Origin of the sequence: Enterococcus alcedinis, assembly GCF_014635985.1 — a bacterium.
In the GTDB taxonomy this organism is placed as follows: Bacteria; Bacillota; Bacilli; order Lactobacillales; family Enterococcaceae; genus Enterococcus_I; species Enterococcus_I alcedinis.
The window spans coordinates 240816-259063 of record NZ_BMDT01000002.1 but is presented as its reverse complement, the minus strand read 5'-3'; the positions used below and the strand labels follow the sequence as shown (position 1 = coordinate 259063).

At 38.5% G+C, this 18248-nt stretch carries 20 protein-coding genes; 11 read left to right on the top strand and 9 right to left on the bottom strand.

What is annotated here, in order from left to right:
• The first annotated feature begins 15 nt into the window (after positions 1 to 15).
• The 5 genes from IEV09_RS04200 to IEV09_RS04180 all read left to right on the top strand — a co-directional run bounded on the left by IEV09_RS04200 (position 16) and on the right by IEV09_RS04180 (position 5391).
• A complete protein-coding gene (locus tag IEV09_RS04200; protein ID WP_188367026.1) occupies positions 16 to 1383 on the top strand; it encodes an MFS transporter in 1368 nt (455 codons plus the stop codon).
• 19 nt (positions 1384 to 1402) lie between these two features.
• Positions 1403 to 2566 carry a glycoside hydrolase family 5 protein gene (locus tag IEV09_RS04195; RefSeq protein WP_188367025.1) on the top strand — a complete coding sequence of 388 codons (1164 nt, stop codon included), beginning with the start codon at positions 1403 to 1405 and terminating at the stop codon, positions 2564 to 2566.
• Between the two features lie 167 nt (positions 2567 to 2733).
• On the top strand, positions 2734 to 3690 hold the full coding sequence (locus IEV09_RS04190) for a glutathione S-transferase family protein (RefSeq protein WP_188367024.1): 957 nt from the start codon (positions 2734 to 2736) through the stop codon (positions 3688 to 3690).
• Positions 3691 to 3783: 93 nt separating this feature from the next.
• Complete coding sequence (locus IEV09_RS04185; RefSeq protein WP_188367023.1) at positions 3784 to 4770, top strand: ornithine cyclodeaminase family protein; 987 nt, start codon at positions 3784 to 3786, stop codon at positions 4768 to 4770.
• 36 nt (positions 4771 to 4806) lie between these two features.
• Positions 4807 to 5391 (top strand): DUF3885 domain-containing protein, encoded by a 585-nt coding sequence (locus IEV09_RS04180; protein ID WP_188367022.1) that lies wholly within the window; start codon positions 4807 to 4809, stop codon positions 5389 to 5391.
• A 51-nt stretch (positions 5392 to 5442) separates the two neighbouring features.
• On the opposite strand, the gene IEV09_RS04175 is transcribed toward IEV09_RS04180, so the two are convergent.
• The 3 genes from IEV09_RS04175 to IEV09_RS04165 all read right to left on the bottom strand — a co-directional run bounded on the left by IEV09_RS04175 (position 5443) and on the right by IEV09_RS04165 (position 6765).
• Complete coding sequence (locus IEV09_RS04175; RefSeq protein ID WP_188367021.1) at positions 5443 to 5850, bottom strand: hypothetical protein; 408 nt, start codon at positions 5848 to 5850, stop codon at positions 5443 to 5445.
• Positions 5847 to 6287, bottom strand: coding sequence for a LytTR family DNA-binding domain-containing protein (locus tag IEV09_RS04170; protein WP_188367020.1), 441 nt, complete (start codon positions 6285 to 6287; stop codon positions 5847 to 5849). The genes IEV09_RS04175 and IEV09_RS04170 overlap by 4 nt, the downstream gene beginning before the upstream one ends.
• A 106-nt stretch (positions 6288 to 6393) precedes the next feature.
• The gene (locus IEV09_RS04165) at positions 6394 to 6765 is read right to left on the bottom strand and encodes a hypothetical protein (protein ID WP_188367019.1); all 372 of its coding nucleotides are present in this window, start codon (positions 6763 to 6765) and stop codon (positions 6394 to 6396) included.
• A gap of 284 nt (positions 6766 to 7049) precedes the next feature.
• On the opposite strand from IEV09_RS04165, the gene IEV09_RS04160 reads away from it, so the two are divergent.
• Entirely contained in the window at positions 7050 to 7862 is an 813-nt protein-coding gene (locus IEV09_RS04160) for a metallophosphoesterase (RefSeq protein ID WP_188367100.1), read from the top strand.
• An 87-nt stretch (positions 7863 to 7949) separates the two neighbouring features.
• On the opposite strand, the gene vanS is transcribed toward IEV09_RS04160, so the two are convergent.
• The 3 genes from vanS to IEV09_RS04145 all read right to left on the bottom strand — a co-directional run bounded on the left by vanS (position 7950) and on the right by IEV09_RS04145 (position 10801).
• A complete protein-coding gene (gene vanS, locus IEV09_RS04155; protein ID WP_245329618.1) occupies positions 7950 to 9038 on the bottom strand; it encodes a vancomycin resistance histidine kinase VanS in 1089 nt (362 codons plus the stop codon).
• The gene (vanR, locus tag IEV09_RS04150) at positions 9028 to 9720 is read right to left on the bottom strand and encodes a VanR-ABDEGLN family response regulator transcription factor (protein WP_188367018.1); all 693 of its coding nucleotides are present in this window, start codon (positions 9718 to 9720) and stop codon (positions 9028 to 9030) included. The genes vanS and vanR overlap by 11 nt, the downstream gene beginning before the upstream one ends.
• Positions 9721 to 10045: 325 nt before the next feature.
• A complete protein-coding gene (locus IEV09_RS04145) occupies positions 10046 to 10801 on the bottom strand; it encodes an AAC(3) family N-acetyltransferase (RefSeq protein WP_188367017.1) in 756 nt (251 codons plus the stop codon).
• Between the two features lie 194 nt (positions 10802 to 10995).
• Here IEV09_RS04145 and IEV09_RS04140 point away from each other — a divergent pair, with 194 nt between their 5' ends.
• From IEV09_RS04140 to IEV09_RS04130, 3 genes are all read left to right on the top strand, one after another.
• Positions 10996 to 12195 (top strand): MFS transporter, encoded by a 1200-nt coding sequence (locus IEV09_RS04140; protein ID WP_188367016.1) that lies wholly within the window; start codon positions 10996 to 10998, stop codon positions 12193 to 12195.
• Between the two features lie 28 nt (positions 12196 to 12223).
• Positions 12224 to 13030 carry a MurR/RpiR family transcriptional regulator gene (locus IEV09_RS04135; RefSeq protein ID WP_188367015.1) on the top strand — a complete coding sequence of 269 codons (807 nt, stop codon included), beginning with the start codon at positions 12224 to 12226 and terminating at the stop codon, positions 13028 to 13030.
• Between the two features lie 165 nt (positions 13031 to 13195).
• Positions 13196 to 14569, top strand: a complete 1374-nt coding sequence (locus IEV09_RS04130; protein ID WP_188367014.1) for a M24 family metallopeptidase — start codon at positions 13196 to 13198, stop codon at positions 14567 to 14569.
• A gap of 84 nt (positions 14570 to 14653) precedes the next feature.
• On the opposite strand, the gene IEV09_RS04125 is transcribed toward IEV09_RS04130, so the two are convergent.
• A complete protein-coding gene (locus IEV09_RS04125) occupies positions 14654 to 15601 on the bottom strand; it encodes a helix-turn-helix transcriptional regulator (RefSeq protein WP_188367013.1) in 948 nt (315 codons plus the stop codon).
• Between the two features lie 95 nt (positions 15602 to 15696).
• Between IEV09_RS04125 and IEV09_RS04120 the strand changes: the two genes are divergently transcribed.
• On the top strand, positions 15697 to 16317 hold the full coding sequence (locus IEV09_RS04120) for a DJ-1/PfpI family protein (RefSeq protein WP_188367012.1): 621 nt from the start codon (positions 15697 to 15699) through the stop codon (positions 16315 to 16317).
• 74 nt (positions 16318 to 16391) lie between these two features.
• On the opposite strand, the gene IEV09_RS04115 is transcribed toward IEV09_RS04120, so the two are convergent.
• Both IEV09_RS04115 and arr read right to left on the bottom strand, forming a co-directional pair.
• Positions 16392 to 17294, bottom strand: coding sequence for a D-alanyl-D-alanine carboxypeptidase family protein (locus tag IEV09_RS04115; RefSeq protein WP_188367011.1), 903 nt, complete (start codon positions 17292 to 17294; stop codon positions 16392 to 16394).
• A gap of 175 nt (positions 17295 to 17469) precedes the next feature.
• Positions 17470 to 17889: an NAD(+)--rifampin ADP-ribosyltransferase gene (arr, locus tag IEV09_RS04110; RefSeq protein ID WP_188367010.1), complete on the bottom strand. Its 420-nt coding sequence runs from the start codon at positions 17887 to 17889 to the stop codon at positions 17470 to 17472.
• A 110-nt stretch (positions 17890 to 17999) separates the two neighbouring features.
• Here arr and IEV09_RS04105 point away from each other — a divergent pair, with 110 nt between their 5' ends.
• On the top strand, positions 18000 to 18215 hold the full coding sequence (locus IEV09_RS04105; protein ID WP_188367009.1) for a hypothetical protein: 216 nt from the start codon (positions 18000 to 18002) through the stop codon (positions 18213 to 18215).
• The last annotated feature ends 33 nt before the right edge of the window (positions 18216 to 18248 follow it).

The window sequence follows — 18248 nt, the reverse complement described above, 5'->3', positions numbered from 1 at the left end:
ACGGAGGTACAATCAATGGAGAATCAAATGGAGTTACAAGACACAACAAAAGTAGGGGTACTTGAACGCATTGCTTATGGATTTGGTGACTTTGGCTGTAATATTATTTATACAGCCATGACCACTTATCTATTGTTTTATTACACCGATTACGCGGGCGTAAATGCAGCAGCTGTCGGGTTTATTATGTTGATTTCAAGATTTTTAGATGGCCTGACGGATGTTGCGATGGGGATGATTGTGGATCGAACGAAGACGAAGTATGGAAAAGCGCGTCCGTGGATTTTAAGAATGGCGATACCTTTCGGGGTTGCAGGTGTGTTGCTCTTTTCTGTACCAACCCAATGGGAGAGCACGTGGAAACTCATTTATGTTTTCTTAACGTATAATTTGGTATCAAGTGTGTTGTATACGGCAATCAATGTGCCTTATTCATCATTAAATGCGCTAATGACGCAAGATCCATATGAACGCAGTGTTCTCAGTATCTTCCGCAATTTGCTTGCGACTTTAGGGACACTCATTATTAACTCTTATACCTTAACACTCGTCAATTATTTTGGTGATGATGCGAGTGCGTGGACCAAAACATTTAGTATCTTTGGTGTCTTTGCTGTTTTGGCTTTTATGATTAACTTTTTTGGTACAAAAGAGCGTGTAAAACCAATTAATGAAGAATCGACAGAGATTTCATTTAAAGAAGGCATTCAGGCGCTTTTCAAAAATAAATATTGGATGATGGTCACGGGCATTTTAATGTTACTATTTATTAACATGGCATTAACGACAGGTTCAACCGTTTATTATGCAAAAAGTATTTTAGGAAACAACCAGATTGCACAAATGATTAATTCATTAATGAATATCGCGCAGATTGTAAGTATGTTTTTAGTCGCACCATTCGTCAAACGTTTAGGTAAGCGAAATTCAATGGGAATTGGTTTAATTATCCAATCAATTGGAACCGTTTTAATTGTGGTGCTGGGTGGTTCGATCTTTGGGATTTATGCTTCAAGTATCGTGCGTGGAATTGGAGGCGCTTTTTCAGGAGCGGTGATGTGGGCGATGGTTTCTGACACGGTTGACTATGGCGAGTGGAAGACTGGATTGCGAATGGAAGGATTGACGAACAGTGCAAGCAGTTTCGGCTATAAAGTTGGAAATGGTTTAGGATCGGCTTTACTGGGAGTGATTCTTTCATTAGGAGGTTATGCAGGCCAAGCAACAGTACAGTCGGCACAAGCGCTTATCAGTATTAACTTTGTTTTCTGGGTGTTGCCAATCGCAATTAACATGGTGATTTTATTAGTATTATTTTTCTATAAACTAGACGGTGAATTTGAAGGCATGGTTGCTGATTTAAATCAGAGAAAAAATCAATAACAGAACGGGAGTAATGACAATGACAACAAAAATAAAAGGCGTCAATCTGGGTGGATGGCTCGTGCTAGAAAAATGGATGACACCTGAATTATTTATCGATACGCCAGCAGATGATGAATATTATTTGGCACATGATCTATCGAAAGAAGCCTATGAAGCGCGAATCAATACGCATCGGGCAGAATTTATGACAGAAGCGGATTTCATTCGAATGCAGGCAGAAGGGATTAACTTTATCCGGATACCTGTTCCGTATTTTATCTTTGGTGATCGACCACCATTTGTCGGAGGGATTGAGTATTTAGACCGTGCTTTTAATTGGGCACAAGCCTATGATATTCGTATTTTGCTTGATTTACATACCGTTCCAGGAAGCCAAAATGGTTTTGATAATGGCGGGATTTCAGGTGTCTGTAAATGGGGACAAGAGGAGACGGACGTGACATTTGTTCTTTCCGTTCTAACGAGTCTGGCTACTAGATATAAAAATCATCCAGCGCTTTGGGGTATTCAGCCAATTAATGAACCGATTACAGAAAAAATGTGGGAAATTATGCGTCCACTCGATCGTTATCAAGCACGAGACGTTAAAATGGCAGAAGGAAGTCGCCCACTAACCATGTCTTTTTTACAGCAATTTTATCGTGAAGCTTACAAACAATTAAGAGTGATTTTATTGCCTGAAACAGTCATTGCCTTTCATGATGCTTTTGAGTTACACGCTTGGAAAGATTTCTTTGAAAGTGGTTCTTTTGAAAATGTTATGCTTGATACCCATCAATATTTAATGTTTGCTGAAATGGAAGGAACGAAACAAGCAGTCGAATCTTACTTAACTTATTTAGATGGCCTTGGAAAAGAGCTGGCAGAGGTTGCAGCGTATATACCCGTTTTTGTTGGTGAGTGGTCATTGTTTAACTCCTACACAGCTGGGGTCGATACGCAAGGAGGCATTAATCCTACGCAACAAACATTTGAGGCAAATAATCGTTTAGCGACAAGCGAGTTAGTTGAAGCGTATCAACAATTGTGGCAAAAATCAGTTGCAACTTGGAATATCGGTGAGGGTCATTTCTTTTGGACCTATAAATTGAACATTGATACGATTAACGAACCGGCTTGGTATGGCTGGGATTCATGGGACCTTAGTCGTTGCCTATCAAAAAAATGGGCGAAAATTTAAATTGTAGTAAAAACTCAGCTACTTGATGGATGAATCCATTAAGTAGCTGAGTTTTTTTGAAAACAACTTGAACGACTTAGCTTATAACCCACTAAGCTTCCCATTCGCCTAATGCTCTTTTCTCATTTATAATAGAAGCATCAAGTTTTTTGAAAGGGGTAAAAGAAATGGGACTATTAGTAGAAGGTAAGTGGCATGACCAGTGGTACGATACGAAAAGCACAGGTGGACACTTTGTTCGTAAAGATTCACAATTTCGTAATTGGGTAACGGCAGATGGAAGTGCAGGACCGACTGGTGAAGGTGGCTTTAAAGCCGAACCAAATCGTTACCATTTATATATTTCTTATGCTTGTCCGTGGGCAAGTCGTGCGTTAGTCATGCGTAAATTAAAAGGCTTAGAAGAGATGATTTCATTATCGGTTGTGCATCCTTATATGCTTGAAAATGGTTGGACGTTTGAGCCGGGCGAGGGGGTCATTCCCGATCCGATATTAAATGCTGAATATCTGCATCAAGTGTACACACACGCCGAACCAAATTATAGTGGTCGTGTAACCGTTCCTGTTTTGTATGACAAAAAAACCGGTAAGATTGTTAACAATGAATCTTCTGAAATTATGCGTATGCTCAATTCCGCTTTTGATGAAGTTGGTGCGACGCTGGGGGATTACTATCCAGAAAACTTACGTGAAGAAATCGATGCGATGAACGACAAGGTCTATCATGGCGTGAATAACGGGGTTTATAAAGCTGGATTTGCGACAGAACAAGCAGTGTATGAAGAAGAAGTTCAAAAGTTATTCGGTGTGTTAGATGAATTAGAAGCACATTTGAGTACTCGTAAATATTTAGTTGGTGAGCAGTTAACCGAAGCCGATTGGCGCTTATTCATGACGTTGGTTCGTTTTGATTCCGCTTATTATGGGCATTTTAAATGCAATCTTCGTGAGTTAAGAGAATACCCAAACTTATGGCGCTACACAAGAGAGCTCTACAATTATCCAGGAATTAAAGAAACGGTCAATTTCTACCATATTAAACACCACTATTATGGCAGTCATCCAACGATTAATCCAAATCGCATCGTGCCATTTGGGCCGATTTTAGACTGGAGTATTTAGAACGTAAGCTTATTTGACAAGTATTTGCTTGTTGAATAAGCTTTTTTGTTATAATGAAAAAAGAGAATCGAGCAGTAAAGAAGGAGAAAAAGCATGTTACTACTTTCAAGAGAAGACATTCAAGAATTTTTTACATTAAAAGAGACTATGACAGCAGTCGAAAAAGCTTTTCGTTTATATTCAGAAGGAAAAGTTGAAGTGCCATTACGAACGCAAATTGGGACAGAAAACGGCAAAGGCACCTTTATTTATATGCCCGCTTATTGTAGCGAGGAATCCGCTTCAAGTATTAAAATTTTAGGGATGTTTCCGGAAAATAGCCGAAAAGGGTTACCGACCATTAACGGACAGGTCCTTGTTCTAGATAACGAAACAGGAGCCATTACCGGAATGTTAGACGGGACGTACATTACAGAATTACGAACAGGGGCAGCGTCAGGTGTGGCTTTTGAACAATTAGCCAAAAAAGACTGCCGAAAAGGGGCGTTAATTGGGACCGGAGCTCAAGCAGCGGCACAATTAGAAGCGATGCTGATTGCCAGATCACTTGAGGAAGTCCAAGTGGCAGGGCGTGATTTTGAGAAAACCCAAAAATTTGTCACTGAGATGAAGCAAAAATTGCATCATTATGGTGTGAAGATTATGGCTGTTGAAGAGGCGAATGAAGCGATTACAGATGCCGATTTAATTATCGTTGCAACGACGGCAACCAGTCCGGTGTTTGATGGGGAATTAGTGAAAGCCGGTGCGACAGTTAGTGGTGTTGGGTCGTATCAGCCACAGATGCAAGAAATTCCAGCATCGTTGCTCGTTCGTAGTCAAAAGATCTATTTTGATTCCGAAGAAGCAGTGTTATCAGAAAGCGGCGATTTATTGATTCCCTTAGCAGACCAAACGATTACAAAAGAGCAGTTTACAGGCGATATCGGTGAAGTCATTAACGGTACACTGGTTGGGCGAGAAAATGACCAAGAAATCATCTTTTTCAAATCGGTTGGCATAGCGGCGCAAGACGTGATTACGGCTAAAATGATTCTTGAGCAAGCAAAAATTAAAGCAAAAGGACTCGAGTGGGGTTAATGTCGTTTTTCTGGAGCTGAAAATGGAGGAAGGTTCATGAATTTAGATCAAATAATGCAAGATTGCTATGGGGGAATGGCACTTGAGCCACAAATGTGGAAAAATGATCCGCTGTTTGAGTTATTTGATTTAGCTAAAGATCAATATCAATTCTTAGAAAATGGCGAATACAATGAAACGATGTTTTCATCGGCTAGAAAGGAAGTAAGTGTGGTTATAAACCAATTATTTCCTGGAAATCAAGAAGTTATCATCGTCATTGACACTGCTTCCCAGACCGTAAACGGGAAGCACCATGGATTTGTTCGGAAAATTATCAAGCAAAGAAAATCAGTTATTTTTAGTAGTCATCAAAGCGATTATCACAAGGGAGAAGGAGAGCAGTTGATTTTGACAACAATCAGCCAAAATATTGATTGGTCTAAGTTGATTGTTTGTTTGCTGAATCAAGATTTCCTAAACCGTAAACCGCGATTTAAAACAACCAAAGAAGCAGATTACCCAAGTGTTTATCTCATTCACCCGCAAAATGGGATTATTCTACATGTGTATGATGACCGAGGTTATGTGATTTATTTCCCTGATGAAGTCATCAAAGAAGCTTTTGAAAAACAAAAATAAAAAAGAATCACCTGACCGACTTCCAAAGAGTCGTTTCAGGTGATTGTTTTTTTATATTTTCTGATTGAGTTCCGCTGCTAATTTTCGATTCTCCATTTTTGAATATGCATAAAATCCTAGCGTATGGCCAATTAATGTTAGAAGCACAATCCCGATGATGTAGGGTTTGATAAAGTTGAACATTGTTGGGGAGAAAAGATAAACGGCTAACGTACCGCCGATTGTATTGAGCACGGTGCTAATGGCAATGTTGATACTTGCTTTAAAAGTTGAATAATTCCATAAAAAGGGATAAATCACTCCAAAGATGAAGCCGAAGATACAGCCGATGGCAATCACTGTCCAGATAGGGTGGAGTGGTGTTGTTTCTTGGAAGTTAAAAATGGTTGCTAAGATAGCGATCCAGATAATCGAACCGACTGTTGTTTGCGTAAAGTTATTTTTTAATTCATTGATCATTGTAATTTCTCCTTTATTTGCTTGGCATAGTGGCGACTGACGATATACGATTGATTGGTTGTTGTATGTACTTCTAAACGGGCGTGTTCGCCGGAATGAAACGATTGAATCATGGCGATATTTAAAATCGTCGCGTTATTAATTTGCTGAAAATGATGCAAGTTCATTTTAGGGATTTCCTTTAACCGTTTTTGAATGAGATACACGTCTTGTTCTTTCGTGAAAACTTTGCATAAATGTCCAAAGGATTCAAAGCATTCAATCTCGGTTAAAGGAAGTAATAATTTTCGATCATTGGTTGGATTGATAACGGACAGGTTGGTAACAGTGTTCAAATGTTTCGATATTTTCTCGACTTCGGCTTGATTTTTTTCGTTCGCAATAATATTTACTTCATTTAAGGGTTGTAAAGGGTCCCATTGATACGTGATTTTCATGTTTCGCTCCTTTTTACTGTACAATAGCAAGTGTTTTTTATTGATGCTTTCAGTGTAGCGTAATGCATGTAAAAGCGCACGTCTCTTTCCTTAAAAGGGGCTGATTTTATTTGATCAGACGTTTTTCAAAGCGCATGTAGAGAGAAAGGCCAACAAGGTGCAGACAGACGGTTAATACGAAAATACCGATTAGCGCCGGTTGCAACCAGTGGAACATTAATGGTGAAACAATGTAGACAGCCAAGCTTCCAGCAACTGTATTGAGTAGCACGCTCGTGGTTAATTTCGTTCTTGTTTTGAAAGAGGCATGTTGCCATAACATGGGATAAGCAATTCCGAAAACCAGTCCAGCGATAAGACCAAGTGCAACGACTTTTAAAATCGTCATTTCTGGGAAGTCGAAGATCGTTGTTAAAATTGCAATCCAGATAATTGAACCGAGTGTTGTTTGTGTGAATGTTTGTTGGATTTTTTTCATGATAAGTGTTCTCCTTTATGGTTTGACTGAATGTGACGGACGACAATGTTTGTATGTGTTTGTTGCTGTGTGTTTCTTTCTGACCTAAGAATAGCAAGTCCGATTCAAAAGGGCTCGTCCTTTTTGCTTTGTTGCAAGAAAATCATACTTCGTTGCAAATTGATCGATATTCTTTGCTTTAAGTTCTAAGTTTTCTCTAAATATCTGCTGATGTGCTAGCGAAACGTGTCGCCTCAATCTATGATAAGTAGAGTTATTTTTTAGAAAGAGGGTTTAAAATGAAAATGATAAAATGGCTAATGTTAGTCGCAGTATTGACCCTCGTATTGATTCCTGTGTATGCTTTTAAAATCGAACCAAGTTTTGTAAAAGTCAATCACATGACCTTTGAACAAGGAACAAAGGAAAATCAGATGAAGGTCGTTCAAGTTTCAGATATTCAATTATCTGAAGCCTATTCAGAAAAACGTTTGGATAAAATTGTCCGCAAAGTCAATCAAGAACAAGCAGATATTCTTGTTTTTACAGGTGACTTATTTGATAACTATGCACAATATGCACCCGTCGAAGAAGTCGTTGCGGCACTAGCTGCGATGCAAGCAACAACCGGTAAGTATGCGGTGTGGGGAAACCATGATTACGGTGGTGGTGCGTCTCGCATCTATGAATCGGTGATGAATCAAGGTGGTTTTACGGTTTTAAGAAACAGTGGACAGACGTTAACGATGCCAAATGGTGGTGTCTTATTTATTGGAGGAATGGATGATTCGTTATTAGGTAATCCATCCTCTGCAGAAGTATTAGCGTATCGTGAACGCTATGATTATTCGATTATTTTAACTCATGAACCAGATGTGGCGGATGAATTTATTGATACGGATACACAATTGGTCTTAGCCGGGCATAGTCATGGTGGACAAATCAATATTCCCTTTATTGAAGCACCGACACCACCTTATGCTCGTAAATACAAAAAAGGTCTGTACCAATTATCTGATGGTACGTCTTTATATGTAAACAGTGGCTTAGGAACGGCAACAATTCATGCCCGTTTTCGCGTCCCACCAGAAATCAGTTCATTTACGATTCGATTTTAAACAATCAAAAAAAACAACCGACCCCTCATGTGAGTGCTCGGTTGTTTTTTATTGTTCCACAAAATGTTTCACGTGAAACGAATCGGTTTAAGTATCTTTTGGTAAGCAAATGGTAAAGGTCACGGTATTGTTTTCACTCGTGGCTGTTAACGTGCCATCAAATGCCCCAATGATCTCTTTAGCAATCGGCAATCCAAGTCCAGTACCACCACTACTCGTTCCACGAGCGGTATCCATCCGATAAAAGGGTTCGAAAAGGCGTTCAATTTTTTCAGGTGGAATCGTTGGCCCTTGATTACTCAAGGAAATCTGGATTTGTTCATCGACGGATAGGCTGAGAATAAGTGTCGTATCGGAGTAGCTATAATTGATGGCATTACGGATAAGGTTATCAAAGACGCGTTCCATTTTTTCAGCATCAATGGTGACTTGGCAATTTTTTTCAATCGCTAAGTGCCAAGATAAATGCTTTTCAGCTAGAATTGGTAAGAATTCATAACTTATTTGTTCTAACATCAGACTTAAATCAACGACCTCTTTATTTAAAACGAGTGTGGTTAAGTTGAAACGCGTAATTTCAAAAAACTCGCCAATCAGTTGTTCGAGTCGTTGCGCTTTATCGAGTGCGATTCCTGTATAACGGGCTCTGGCAGTCGGCGAAAGGTCAGGTTCTTCTTGTAGTAAAGTTAAATAGCCGATAACGCTTGTCAAAGGGGTGCGCAAGTCGTGAGCTAAATAAACAATCAGGTCGTTTTTACGTTGCTCTGCTTCTTTCGCTGCACGTTGGTTGTGATTGTTTTGCTCGCGTAACAAGTTCATTTCTTCTTGAACGTTAAATAAATCTTTGGAAAGATACAGCCGTTTGTCAGGCTCGTCTAGCAGTTGACTTGTCCCTTGGATGACTTCGTTTAAATAACCGGTCATTTTGGTCATAAAATAAGTCGAGGTAATAATCCAAATAATGAACACACCGACAATGACAATCGCTACTAAATTGTTCCCTACAAAAGATAAAAAAGGATAGAAGAAATCTTTTTCCTGCCATACGCGTTGTAGTAAAATGCGTCGAAGCAGCAAAGGCGTACCGCCAAGAATAAGCAAAAGAATCAAGGTCGTTAAAAAATATTGGATTAATATCTTTTGGATGATGGGATTGATTTTTTTATTATTTTTCAATGAGATAGCCAACTCCCCAAATGGTTTTAATGAATTTTGGTTGACGTGGTTGTTCGCCAAGTTTTTCTCGTAGGCGAGCGATGTGTGCCATCACGGTATTGTTGTTATCTAAGTATTTTTCTTGCCAAACGGCTTCAAATAACGTTTCGGAAGAGACAACGGTCCCTTGTTTTTCAAATAAATATTGTAAAATTTTGAATTCAATCGGTGTAATCAAGATTTCTTTTTCATACAAAAAGACTTTATGGCTATTTTTAATTAACGTTAGCCCATCCTTTGAAAGTTCCTCTTCAATCGATTCTTGATTCGCAAAATTATAGCGTTTGAAGCGACGCAATTGTGTTTTTACACGAGCGACGACTTCAAGTGGATTAAATGGTTTCGTAATATAATCATCGGCGCCTAACGTTAACCCAGTAATTTTATCGAGGTCTTCGCCTTTTGCTGTTAACATTAAGACGGGGAAGAAGTAACTTTGACGAATGGCTTGTAAGAGCTGAAACCCATCTAAACCAGGCATCATCACATCTAAAACAGCCAGCGAAACCTCATTTGTTTGAATAAAATCAAGAGCTGTTTGCCCATCATAAAATGTATGGACGTCAAACCCATCATTTTGTAAAAAAGTTGTTATTAAATGGGCGATTTCTTTTTCATCGTCAACTACGACAATTTTTTCCATAAAATGCTCACAATCCTTTACATGTCTTTCTTTCATTATAGCTTAGAACCATAACGACCGTATCAGTAATTCTTTGTTTTTTTCTAAAGTTTTGCTGCAATCCAAAAAAGCCTGACAAGCGGATTGGAGGTGTGACAAAAGTCGTTTGACTCTCAGAAACTGGCGATCAATTCGAAAAATTGGGACTTTCAATTGCTCGAATTGAGTGAAGTTTGCGATAAGCAGACTTTTGTCACCCGTTTATCCATCAAATGTTCATATGAAAAAAATAAGGCCGTGACTGGTGTCACAGGCCCATTCTAGCTCCGTTCATGAATTTCACTTTTTACTGAGGATCGACAAAATAATGGCTGTCTTCCTTATATTTAACCAATGCTTTATCCCAAACGGCCGGTGCGTTCATGACACATGTCTGACCATTTAAGACTTTACCGATCTTGTAATCGACGCCCTCTTCTAAGATATTTAAGACACGGTCATAGCGTTGTTCGTGGCGAGAAAAATCATGACGTAAAACATGCATCGTGATTTTTTCATTATTTTCTAACGTGATGTCGTAATCATAATTGGTCGTAAATAAATAGTCAGGTAAGATTTTTTCTTCGACACCATGCAAGCTTGTATTGCGAGCAAACGGTGCGCCGAGCATAATGATTTTACCACCACGGCGATAAGCCTCACTTAAAGGTGAGTTCACCCCAACTGGTGTATGGTCTTTGTAGTGGTTTTCGGTAAAACTTTGCGCATCTTTGCCCCAAACAGCTAAACTATGAGTTGGATGGACGCTGCGGATGACGTCTTTTGATAAACGCATCGTTTCAGGTAGGATGCCAATACAAACAGGTGTCGTCGTTACGTTAAAAGCAGGTTGTTCGGGGTGAACATTTTCATAACTAAAGGTCGGAATAATGAGTGTGCCTTTTGAGACCGTTTCTTTTAACGCTTCAATGACGGCTGCTGGTCCACCTTCGATTTGTTGATCGCCACGTAAACCATTATAAGAGGAATGCACGACAATAATATCGTCTTCTTTGACACCTAATTGGCGCAAGTCAGCAATGATTTTTTTTGGATTTAACATAGAAAGCCCCTTTACGGATTTTATTTTTATTGCATCTGTTCTTTTCATTTTATCTATCTTTGCAGGCGGATGCAATCGACAAAACAGGATTCCGATAAATCAATGGAAAAAGGGGTCTTTCACTCGTTTTTGAATCGGACAAATGATAAGATGAATAGGAAATAAAATATGATATTTAGGAGAAGTATACATTCATGGCGGTCTTATTTTTAACAATTATTTATATCACATTTATTAGTTTAGGGTTACCAGATGCCTTGTTGGGTGTTGGTTGGCCCGAGATGTATCCAGAGTTCGGTGTGCCACAAAGTTTTGCCGGAATTGTTTCAATGACGATTTCACTTGGCACAATCGGCTCCAGTTTTTTTAGTGGAAAATTAATTCGTCGTTTTGGTACAGGAAAGTTAACAGCGTTCAGTGTTTTAGCGACAGCTTGTGCGCTGTTGGGCTTTTATGCTGCACCGCACTTCTTGTGGCTATTACTCGCTGCGGTTCCGTTAGGACTAGGTGCGGGTGCAGTTGATGCAGGGTTGAATGATTATGTTGCCCGACATTATCAAGCACATCACATGAATTGGCTGCATAGTTTCTGGGGAATCGGGGCGTTAACGAGTCCATTAATTATGTCGCGCGTCTTATCGCAAAATGCTTCTTGGCGCTATGGCTATTTAATCGTAGCTTTGATTCAATTTGCACTTGTCCTGGTTTTGTTTTTGACATTGCCAATGTGGCGAACACGTGAACCACGAATTTCGGTGAAAGAGGAAATGAGCGATAACCCAACGTTTGAAGAAATTCGCTTCTTTAAATTTATTCAATCGAAAAAAGTGCGTGCGGCCTTGTATGCTTTCTTTTTATACATCGGTGTCGAGGCAACGGTGGGCTTATGGTCAAGTAGTTATTTGATTCATGCCAAAGGAATTGATGGCGCCAAAGCAGCGATTGCGGTTTCGAGCTTTTTTGGTTTTATTATGCTTGGACGTTTCGTTTCAGGTTTTGTTTCGATGCGCTTAACGAATCGTCAATTGATCCAATTAGGGCAAGTCTTAATTGTGTTAGGTGGCGTGCTCTTATTTTTTGCCAAGAGCTATCCGTTACTCTTGTTAGGGATTAGTTTAATTGGTTTTGGTTGTGCACCGATTTATCCGGCGATGCTACACGATACGCCGCAACGCTTTGGTCAAGAAGTTGCGCAACAAATGATGGGTGTTCAGATGGCTGTTTCCTATACCGGATCGGTTGTTTTGCCACCACTCTTTGGTTTTGTCGCACCCAAAATTGGCATTGAAACCTTACCAATCTTTTTAATTGTGTATGGCATCTGTATGTTTTTAGCTTCGGAAAGTCTAAACCGAAAAGTCGATCGTGAGAACAAACAAGCTTCTTCGCAATAATTGTTAAGGGAAAAGGGGAGGATGGAAGATGAATGCCAACACGTTAGGTATTTTAAATTTAATGAGTCATATTGTGAATGAAGAACACAACACGAGTGACTATGCGATTACGAAGTATTTGTTGCAAAATCTTAAAATCCTAGATCAAGTGAGCATCAACGACATTGTAGACCATGTGCACGTGTCGAGATCATCGGTTCGACGGTATGCGTTACGGTTGGGCTATGAGAATTTTAGTGACTTAAAACATTCCTTTTCTGATATTGCTTTTCCTTCGAATATTCACTTAAGAGACTATTACAGCTTTGAAGAATATAAAAAAATCCTTGATGAACAATTGTTACAAATGCGATCGGATATCTCTGCTTTGGTATCAAAAGAAGTCATTGATTCGTTTTGTCAGCAAATTCGTGCGTCCGAGCAAGTCTATGTTGTTTGTGGGAATAATACCGCTAGTACAATGGACAAATTCCAACAAGAGATGCTTTATGCGCATAAACTAATCGAAGTCGTCTCATCGAAGTTTGAAGAAGGGATGGATTTTAGAACAGCCAATGAAGGTGACCAATTTTTTATTGTGGTTTCTGTATCCGGTGTTTTTAGTGAGTCCATTCAGGAGCAAATGAGTCAGTTAAAAGGCCGGAAAATCTTATTGACGGCAAATCGCAGCGAGGCATTTATCGAACAATATGATGATATTTTGTACTTGAGTGCAAAAGATATTAAAGAAGACAAATTAGGATTGATTGGAAAATATGGTGTGACGTACTTTTTTGATTTGGTGTCACAGTCTTATATTTTTCAGACTTACTCGCAAAACGAGGCTACGAAATAAAGTAGCCTCGTTTTTGTCGTTTAAGGTGGTCAAACACGGATCAAGAATGCTTACTCGTTACTATCGTTCAAAAAATGAACGACGGTATTTTTCGAACAGGCTTATAATAAAGGTGTCAGTACGAAAGAACGATAAAAATAAATCAGATGAAAGGGCGTCGTAAGCATGAGAATTACAGCCAAAAAAGTACAAGCACCGAAAGTAGAGAATGTGACAGAAGTTGTTCAAATTAGTGAGGCAACGATGGAACAAAGAAGAGCAAGACTCATCGAAGTGATGAAGCAAGAAGGCTTTTCATCGGTGATTGTTTATGCGGATAAAGAACATGGAGGAAACTTTGAATATTTAACAGGTTTCATTCCTCGTTTTGAAGAAGGGTTACAAATTTTTAATATTGATGGCAGCAGCACCTTAATTTTAGGAAATGAGAACTTCAATAAAGTGGGTTACTCAAGAACGAAAAGTGCCGGAATTAAATGTAGCTTATTCTCGTTACCGAACCAGCCGATTAATGATTTAAGTGAAATGCAAGCAATCATGCAACAAGCAACAATTGATACTTCAGGAAAAGTTGGGATTGTTGGTTGGAAAGTTTTACCAGGAATGACCAAAGATTATGATATGCCAGCATTTATTGTTCGTGCGATTCAAACAGTTGTACCAGAAGAGAAGTTATTCAATGGTACGTATTTATATATTGACCCAAGTTTTGGTGCAAGAATTGTGAATAACGCCAATGAAATGGCACATTACGAATATGGTGCTTCGCTTGCATCGGATTCCGTTTTAAATGCGATGAATGCGTTAGAAGTTGGTATGACAGAACAAGAGGTAGGGAATTATTTGCAAGCCAATGGTTTTTATCCAAACGTTGTAACGATTTCGACATTTGGCGATCGTTTTATTGGAGCAAACCTTTACCCGACAGCTAGAAAACTTGAAGAAGGCGATAAAGTGGCATTGACGATTTCTTATCGTGGTGGTTTATCGAGTCGAAATAGTTATGCGGTGAAAGACAGAGAGCAATTGGAATTAGCCGACCCAGGTTACTTTGAAGAAGTGGTACTGCCTTATTATCGTGCTTATCATTTCTGGCTAACAAATATGAAGTTAGGTGTTGTCGGCGGGGACTTCTACCGTGATTTTAAAGCGCACTACCCACAAGAAACATACGGTTGGGAATTAAACCCAGGACACTTAACTGCAAACGAAGAGTGGATGAGTTCACCTTTATATGAAGATTCAACGGCTACGATTCAATCGGGAATGATTTTCCAAGTCGATTTCATTCCGATTCAAAAAGGTTATAACGGTGTCTCGGCTGAAAGTACGGTTGCGATTGCTGATGAAGCATTGAGAACGAGTATTGCAAAAGAATACCCAGCATTATGGGCGCGAATTGTTGAAAGAAGAGCGTACATGAAGAATGAGTTAGGGATTGATTTAGCAGAAGAGTTGTTGCCACTTGCAGGAACACTGGCTTACTATCGCCCATTCTTATTAGATAAAGAAACAGCTTTAGTTGTAGATAACGGGTAAAAGAAAATAAGGTTTTATAATTATGGGATTGATGAAGTTGCTTTCAACTTCGTCAATCCCATTTTTTTAATACTCAGTAATCACTCAAATTTTATAAGATGAAGGCTCATATATTTTAGATAAATTAGTTATTTTTCTTTTTAATTCTGAACGAACATGTAAGGGTTCTAAGCATTCGCATCGTTCTCCAAAGCTTAGCAGAATACCATAATGGTAATCATTTTCTATAAAAGGGAAATTCACAATATAAAAATTTTCACCCTCTTTCGAGAATTGATCATAGGCGCAATAATCAAGTAATTGCTCCATAAGCGATTCATGAATACGAAGCTTTATAGTTGTTCGCAATTTGTCCAGTATGTCAGTAGTATCTAACAATGGTTTTTCATAGTTCTTTGGTGAAAAACAACTATTTTCTTTTTTTAAGTTGGATAGGCGAGTTAGTTTAAATAATCGAAAGTCATTCCGTTTATAACAATAGCCTTGAAAATACCATTGACTGCTTTTTAAAATCAGTTGATAAGGTTCAACCTGACGTTTTGTTTGATATCCTCTGTGATTGATGTATTCAAATGAAAGTAATTTTTTTTCTTTTAAAGCATCTTTTATAACATTTATATAGTTTTCTAAATTTCTATTACCCATCCAAAGACTAAAGTCGATATGCAACTGATCCGGTTGAAGATGAACCGTTTCTATATTTTCTGTAGGGATTAAATTTTTTATCTTTGTAAGTGTATGTGTAAACTCATCATTTTTCATTATATTTGGAATGCTAGAAATCCCCATTAAAAGAGTCGTTAAATCGGCTTGAGAAAAAGTACTTTTATCGATCTTGTAATTTTCCATGATTTCAAACCCACCACCGACACCAGAAGTTGAATGAATTGGAATACCAATCATACTAATAGCATCTATATCACGATAAATTGTTCGAGTTGAGACTTCAAACATGTCGGCTAATTCTTTTGCACTTATTCTTTTTTTATCAATGAGAGTTAAAATGATGCTAACTAGTCTATTTACTTTCATTTAAAATCCATCCTTTAATTTTTTTGATTGTTGCCATAATGATGTCAACAATCAATAGGTATAATAATAACATAACCAATAAATGGAGGGAAATTATGAAAACAATTTATATTTATGTGTTAGATACGCTGGCAGATTGGGAAGTTGGGTATATTTTAGCCGAGTTAAATTCTAGGCGTTTTTTCAAGAAGAATGCACCATTAGTAACGATAAAAACGGTTAGTCACTCGAAAAATGCTATTACAACAATGGGAGGGATAAAAATCATTCCTGATTGTTTAGTTGAAGAGATTGAAATGGGAGAAAATACAGTGATCTTACTACCGGGGGCAGATACATGGGATGAACCCCAAAACGTAGAAATTATCAAAAAATCAAATGATTTACTTCTTGGAGGAGGTACAGTAGGAGCTATTTGTGGAGCAACAGTCGCACTGGCAAACTTCGGTATATTAAACAAATACTCACACACTAGTAATGGCGTCGGTTTTCTTGAAATGTTTTGCCCTACATATCAAGGAGGAGAGCTGTATTTAGATAATCCATCTGTATCGGATAATCAATTGATTACAGCGGGTTCGACGGGAGCATTGATGTGGACGAGGCAAATCATTGAAAGTTTAAATGTGTTTGAAAATAATACACTCGAAGCTTGGTATAATTACTTTAGTACAGGCAATTCTAATTATTTTTTTGAGTTAATGGAAACGTTGTAGATAACGGGTAAAAAACACACAGACAAACGTTTTGAGAACGTGCGTCTGTGTGTTTTTACTTTGAAATCCCAAGGTTACAACTGATTGTAAAGCAGTTTGGCGTCGGTTAAGTTAAATTGCTCCGTATTCGGATCACCGTTTGCGCCAGCTGAAATGAATAGATACAGCTCACCATTAATTTCGGCGATACTCGCTAAACAAAGGCCGGCTTTTTTCGTGTAGCCTGTTTTACCACCCAAAAGAGTGCCATGCTGTAAGGATAAATCGTTTTTTTCTTTCAGTAAGGTGCTCGATAAAGCGTAGCCTTCAGGTGCAAAAGGACTTGTATTTGTTTGGTGTTCAAAAGTGGTGAAAATTTGATAGAAGTCTTGATTTTTTAAAGCTTTGTTTAAAAGTAATCGTAAGTCACTGACTGTCGAATAGTGCCCAGCTTCATCCAGTCCCGTGGCATTTTTAAACTGTGTTTGCTCCATCTTTAAATCTTGGGCGTATTGATTCATCTTTTTTGTAAATGCTGCTTCACTACCAGACAGCCAATTGGCGGCGATCACAGCAGCGTCACCACCAGAAGGGAGCAAGATACCATAGGCAAGGTCTCGTATTGTTATTTGGTCGTTCGATATAAAACCGGATAAGGAAGCTCCTAGGGTGGTTAATTCATTGATGACTTGCGGATCGATTGTTAAGTTCGCTTCTAAATCAGGTGCTTCGGTTAACAGGATATAAGCGGTCATGATTTTTGTTAAAGAGGCGATGGCGATTTGTTCGTCTTTATTTTTTTGATAAATAATTTCTTGGGTATCCAGTTTTTGTAGAATAACATTTTGACTATGCAGATTCGATACCGTCAGTCTGTGATTGTTTTTTTCATTATGAGATAAAAAAGGTGGTCGTTTGGTTGGGAAATAGAAAGAAACCAAAAAAATGCCGAGACCAATTAATAAGATGGAACTAAGAATTTTACGTTGCTTTTTCATTGAAAACCCTCTTTTTCTTTATTTGATTGCTTACAAAAAGCATAACAAAAAAGAACCGCTGAATGTTTCGCAACAACTGATGAACTTCTTACGATTTTCTGACAATTGTAAGAAGGATTGATAAACAAAAAAACGTTCTTTTTCTCAAACAACAAGAAAAAGAACGTTCAGCGAATTAATCAATGATTTCTGCGGTACCAGCAGCTTGCATCGCAGCTAGATGATTACGCATTTGTTGAATGATCGCTTCTGGGTGGCGTTCCCACGTTTTCAACTCAGCGATAACTTTTAGGGCTTGCTTTGAACGATAAGAACGTGTTGGATTTCCAGGGAAACGTTTATCGGTTAAGTTCGGATCGTTTTCAAAATCACCAAGCGGTTCGACGATATAAATCCGTTCCTGTCCGTCACCAACCGCCAATTCAGCGCCCCATTTAGCAGCATCGAGTGTTGCGGTAAAATAAATATAATTGGATATTCGTTTTTCTTCATAATTGGACTCATATTTCGGCTGTAATAAATCGCCTAATGCTAATTTGGCCTTTGTGCCATGAAAGAAAGGTCCACGATCAAGGACTTGTGTTTGATTTTCCATCATAAAAACCTCCTAGAAATTCGATTGAAGTCTTATTCTACGCTTTTTTTGTTGAAAAAACGAGGAATTTTGTTTATCGTGAAGAGAATGATTTTGAAGGAGGAAAAAAGATGCAAGAATATACGATTGAAGAGTTGTCCGCAGCGAAAAAATCACTTGTTTCAACCTTGAGTAAAATTGAAAAAGCGATTGTTTCATTAGAAGAAAAGCAAACGAAAGGTGGCAGCTACAAATCGCAAATCACGTTATCCAAAAATCGAGTGGCAGCACTAAAATTGTCCCTCGATCTAATTGAGCGTGAAATCGCTAAAAAATCTGAAAAATAAAAGTCATCTTATTCGTTTACAAGGCACGTGTCT

Excerpts from the sequence above, each read along its gene's own strand:
- IEV09_RS04195 (WP_188367025.1), top strand. The coding sequence starts at position 1,403 with ATGACAACAAAAATAAAAGGCGTCAATCTGGGTGGATGGCTCGTGCTA.
- IEV09_RS04165 (WP_188367019.1), bottom strand. The coding sequence starts at position 6,765 with ATGAAAAAAATCCAACAAACATTCACACAAACAACACTCGGTTCAATT.
- IEV09_RS04130 (WP_188367014.1), top strand. The coding sequence starts at position 13,196 with ATGAGAATTACAGCCAAAAAAGTACAAGCACCGAAAGTAGAGAATGTG.
- arr (WP_188367010.1), bottom strand. The coding sequence starts at position 17,889 with ATGGAAAATCAAACACAAGTCCTTGATCGTGGACCTTTCTTTCATGGC.
- vanR (WP_188367018.1), bottom strand. The coding sequence starts at position 9,720 with ATGGAAAAAATTGTCGTAGTTGACGATGAAAAAGAAATCGCCCATTTA.
- IEV09_RS04105 (WP_188367009.1), top strand. The coding sequence starts at position 18,000 with ATGCAAGAATATACGATTGAAGAGTTGTCCGCAGCGAAAAAATCACTT.
- IEV09_RS04170 (WP_188367020.1), bottom strand. The coding sequence starts at position 6,287 with ATGAAAATCACGTATCAATGGGACCCTTTACAACCCTTAAATGAAGTA.
- IEV09_RS04180 (WP_188367022.1), top strand. The coding sequence starts at position 4,807 with ATGAATTTAGATCAAATAATGCAAGATTGCTATGGGGGAATGGCACTT.
- IEV09_RS04115 (WP_188367011.1), bottom strand. The coding sequence starts at position 17,294 with ATGAAAAAGCAACGTAAAATTCTTAGTTCCATCTTATTAATTGGTCTC.
- IEV09_RS04140 (WP_188367016.1), top strand. The coding sequence starts at position 10,996 with ATGGCGGTCTTATTTTTAACAATTATTTATATCACATTTATTAGTTTA.
- IEV09_RS04200 (WP_188367026.1), top strand. The coding sequence starts at position 16 with ATGGAGAATCAAATGGAGTTACAAGACACAACAAAAGTAGGGGTACTT.
- IEV09_RS04135 (WP_188367015.1), top strand. The coding sequence starts at position 12,224 with ATGAATGCCAACACGTTAGGTATTTTAAATTTAATGAGTCATATTGTG.
- IEV09_RS04185 (WP_188367023.1), top strand. The coding sequence starts at position 3,784 with ATGTTACTACTTTCAAGAGAAGACATTCAAGAATTTTTTACATTAAAA.
- IEV09_RS04190 (WP_188367024.1), top strand. The coding sequence starts at position 2,734 with ATGGGACTATTAGTAGAAGGTAAGTGGCATGACCAGTGGTACGATACG.
- IEV09_RS04120 (WP_188367012.1), top strand. The coding sequence starts at position 15,697 with ATGAAAACAATTTATATTTATGTGTTAGATACGCTGGCAGATTGGGAA.
- IEV09_RS04125 (WP_188367013.1), bottom strand. The coding sequence starts at position 15,601 with ATGAAAGTAAATAGACTAGTTAGCATCATTTTAACTCTCATTGATAAA.
- IEV09_RS04160 (WP_188367100.1), top strand. The coding sequence starts at position 7,050 with ATGATAAAATGGCTAATGTTAGTCGCAGTATTGACCCTCGTATTGATT.
- IEV09_RS04145 (WP_188367017.1), bottom strand. The coding sequence starts at position 10,801 with ATGTTAAATCCAAAAAAAATCATTGCTGACTTGCGCCAATTAGGTGTC.
- IEV09_RS04175 (WP_188367021.1), bottom strand. The coding sequence starts at position 5,850 with ATGATCAATGAATTAAAAAATAACTTTACGCAAACAACAGTCGGTTCG.